This window comes from Halalkalibacterium halodurans (assembly GCF_004376175.1).
Taxonomy (GTDB): Bacteria; Bacillota; Bacilli; order Bacillales; family Bacillaceae_D; genus Halalkalibacterium; species Halalkalibacterium halodurans.
This window is the reverse complement of record NZ_SNUY01000128.1, coordinates 1-3,094: the sequence shown is the minus strand read 5'-3', so window position 1 is coordinate 3,094 and position 3,094 is coordinate 1. Positions and strand designations below refer to the sequence as shown.

Below are 3,094 nucleotides of genomic sequence, written 5' to 3'. Positions count from 1 at the left end.
TATTTTGTTTACTTAGTTTCAGATTTGAAAATAAATTACCAAATTATTTCGGCTATATGATCATAAAAAATGCCCCTTAAATAGAGGCATCAGACGTTTGGATTTAAATCAACGGAGGCAATCTGTACTTTGTAAACCTCAAATATCCGGAGATTAAACGTGACATCATGTTCAATTGTCACAAACCACTCATGTTGATCCTTGCCTAAACAAGCTTGATAATAACGATTCTGGATCTTGATTTTTAAAACCATTCCTTCATAAGCGTCATACTTCTGTTGACCAATCCAGATCTTCCAAGTCTGGATGTCAGAAACCATAATCCCGCATCGCTGTCGCATTATAAACCACCATCTTCAGCTGCCATGCGAACGATTTCCTCATCAATTTGTTCCTTCTTTAATTGTGCGCCAAATAAAAGACAATTCGTCGTTAACGTGTCGATGACACGTGGCCACCCCTGTGTGCGTAAAGCTATGGCTTCTAGGGCAGGCTCTGTAAAAATGGGCATGTTCGCTCCAGCTAATTTCATGTGGTGATCAATATAAGCGAAAACATCGTCTTTTTTTAGTGGCTGGAATTGATATCTCATGATGATTCGTTGGGTTAACGGGCGGTGGTGATTTAAGTTCAGCCGCGTTTTTAAATGCGGCAATCCAGCGAGTACTAGAATAAAGGGGTTCGATGAATCCATTTGGAAGTTAAATAGAATCGCTAAATCTTGTAAGAAGGCGTCTTTTGCCATATGCATCTCGTCAAGGATGAAAACAGGAGTGACTTTGCGCCCCTGATCCATCCGTTCAATTCCTTGTTGAATCTGACGAAACAAATCTACTTTCCGAAACTTTGGTTCTTCCCCCAAACCATAAGCCAGTCCTCGGTAAAAATCCATCACACCACCGGTGGACAATGGAAAATAGACGACATGATACAACGAAGGATTAAGGGAATCCTTGAATGAGCGTAAGGTGAATGTTTTTCCGGCGCCAGGGTCACCGATAATCAGACCGATTCCTTTCGATGTTTGTAAATAGTTCAACCCATTCAATGCTTCTTGATAGCTCGTGGAACGGTAAGCTTCTGCCTGTTTCATGTCTTTGGTAAAGGGGGTTTTGGCTAGTGAATAAAACGTTTTATACATGCTTGGCGCCCCCCTTCGAAGGATTCGTTTCTGTAAGAGCGAACGGAGATTGCCCTCGTTTCACATGGGCGTTATTATGCACGGAAACTAGAACAGCTTTAGCCCTCTTTTGACCATCCTCAAAAACATAGACCGTCTGTTCATCCATTCGAAGTTCAATTTTTTGACCGATATACTCCGCGGGCACCTCATATAGTTGTTTTTCAAGCGTAATCGTTCCATCAAGTTTCACTTTTCGCTCGACTCGTTTTAAAAAGATCGTTTCAAGCACAGTTAAGTCGTCTAAAAATGTGACCGTATCCAATTGCGATTGAAAGACTTCGTGTGGTGTTTTTCCATCGAGTGATGCATGCGATCTCCGGTGATAGTCTTTCTCAAGCCATTGCCAAAACCGTTCATTCAGTTTCATGAGGGAATGAACAGGATCAACTTGAAGTAACGGATAAAAACGGGTTTGTACAGTCTTAAAAAAGCGCTCAATTTTGCCTTTACTTTTAGGATCATATGGCTGTGTATGAGCTAGCGTAATGCCTAACTCGGCACACGCATATTGAAGCGTTTCTGAACGATAAATTTTCCCGTTATCCGCATAGATGATGGTTGGCTTTCCCCGTCGCACCAGTGCTTGTTTCGTTACTTCCCGTAGTCCGTTGAATTTCTCGGAAGAGAAAAATTCAGCGTAAGGAACGAGACGTGAACAGTCATCGATATAAGCAATAAGAAACGTTTTTTTCATCTTTCCATCGATAGGAAGATAGGGGCCATGGGACAAGTCTGCCTGCCACAGGACATTGACTTTATCATAGGCAAAACGTTTCCGTTCCTTTTCCGGATGAAAGCTCATATGATTTTTGCCCGCGAGCTTGTGTTTTTTCAGTAAACGATTTATAGTGGCGTAAGAGACTTGATTTATTGTGATCTCTCCACGCGCAATGAGTTGTTCGTAGAACACACTAACAGGCATGTGGAGAGATTTTTTTCGTACTTCCAGAATATGATCCTTGTCATCTGGTGATAGCCTTCTGGTATTTCCCCGATCCGCACGTCTTTTAGGTTTTAATGCATCAAATCCATTTCTTCGGTAATGAAGAAGCCATTCCTGCATGGTTTTGGCTGCAATTGTCCGCTCTCCATAATGTGGAACGGTATGGATTTTCCCCTCCAATTCACGAAAATATTCCTTTGGGTTCACCTGTCCATTTAAAAGAGGGGCAATTAACCCATAACGAAATAAAGCAATGTCCTGTCGTGTTTTTTCATCCATTCATTTTTCCTCCTTTTTTAAGAAGGACAACCGGTTATCCATTGCTTATGATTCTACTTTTTTCGCCAATTGTTTCATAGGCAAGATTTATGTGGGACAGCTTTTATTTTTTTACATCGATAACTATGGTAAAATTAATGTGCCCATAAAATATGATGATAAGTGACCCCAGCTCCTTCGAAAGAAGGTGGATTCGCCAAAATCCTGGATCATTTTCACGTATTTTAGGGCTTCTTTTTTTAGATTTTTCGATAAACCCAATTGATGCCCTACATCTGCGAAAAAGCTATGAATCCAATGAAGGTTCTGATAAAACCGTCTCACGTGCTGTTCCAATTGTTGACGGCTTCCTTCTACTTTCTTTCCGTTTAAGAAACGACGCACCCTTCCAATGATTGTATGCAGTGTATGTTGGAAATAAGGAATAAGAAAATCAGGTAAAATGGAGATGTTGACCTTACAAGCTAAGCACCTCAATCGACAAATTGGAATTCGTTTTTCTATCTTTTTATTGACCCCATAGCGCCAGTAATAACCATTGTGATGCAAGTTTCCTTGAGCGATACAGTTACAATTCGGACACCGATCAAACACCGGAAAATTATTTTTTCTGCCTCTTGTCTCATATTCTTCAAGTTCGATTCCAAAGTTATGTTTTATGATCATAAAAAAACTCCCCCTAATAATAT

At 40.6% G+C, this 3,094-nt stretch carries 4 protein-coding genes; all 4 read right to left on the bottom strand.

All coding sequences use genetic code 11. From position 1 onward, the window contains the following. Window positions 1-89 precede the first annotated feature (89 nt). The 4 genes from E2L07_RS20275 to E2L07_RS20260 all read right to left on the bottom strand — a co-directional run bounded on the left by E2L07_RS20275 (window position 90) and on the right by E2L07_RS20260 (window position 3,071). A complete protein-coding gene (locus E2L07_RS20275) occupies window positions 90-341 on the bottom strand; it encodes a hypothetical protein (protein ID WP_134230511.1) in 252 nt (83 codons plus the stop codon). Next, complete coding sequence (locus E2L07_RS20270) at window positions 341-1,141, bottom strand: ExeA family protein (RefSeq protein ID WP_134230510.1); 801 nt, start codon at window positions 1,139-1,141, stop codon at window positions 341-343. Before E2L07_RS20270 ends, E2L07_RS20275 begins: the two co-directional genes overlap by 1 nt. Beyond that, window positions 1,134-2,405 carry a DDE-type integrase/transposase/recombinase gene (locus tag E2L07_RS20265; RefSeq protein WP_134230509.1) on the bottom strand — a complete coding sequence of 424 codons (1,272 nt, stop codon included), beginning with the start codon at window positions 2,403-2,405 and terminating at the stop codon, window positions 1,134-1,136. Before E2L07_RS20265 ends, E2L07_RS20270 begins: the two co-directional genes overlap by 8 nt. Before the next feature lie 123 nt (window positions 2,406-2,528). Beyond that, window positions 2,529-3,071 (bottom strand): DUF6431 domain-containing protein, encoded by a 543-nt coding sequence (locus E2L07_RS20260; RefSeq protein ID WP_134230508.1) that lies wholly within the window; start codon window positions 3,069-3,071, stop codon window positions 2,529-2,531. Between the last annotated feature and the right edge of the window lie 23 nt (window positions 3,072-3,094).

Bases quoted from the DNA above. Each gene is read 5' to 3' on its own strand.
- E2L07_RS20275 (WP_134230511.1), bottom strand. From the start codon at position 341: ATGCGACAGCGATGCGGGATTATGGTTTCTGACATCCAGACTTGGAAG.
- E2L07_RS20270 (WP_134230510.1), bottom strand. From the start codon at position 1,141: ATGTATAAAACGTTTTATTCACTAGCCAAAACCCCCTTTACCAAAGAC.
- E2L07_RS20265 (WP_134230509.1), bottom strand. From the start codon at position 2,405: ATGGATGAAAAAACACGACAGGACATTGCTTTATTTCGTTATGGGTTA.
- E2L07_RS20260 (WP_134230508.1), bottom strand. From the start codon at position 3,071: ATGATCATAAAACATAACTTTGGAATCGAACTTGAAGAATATGAGACA.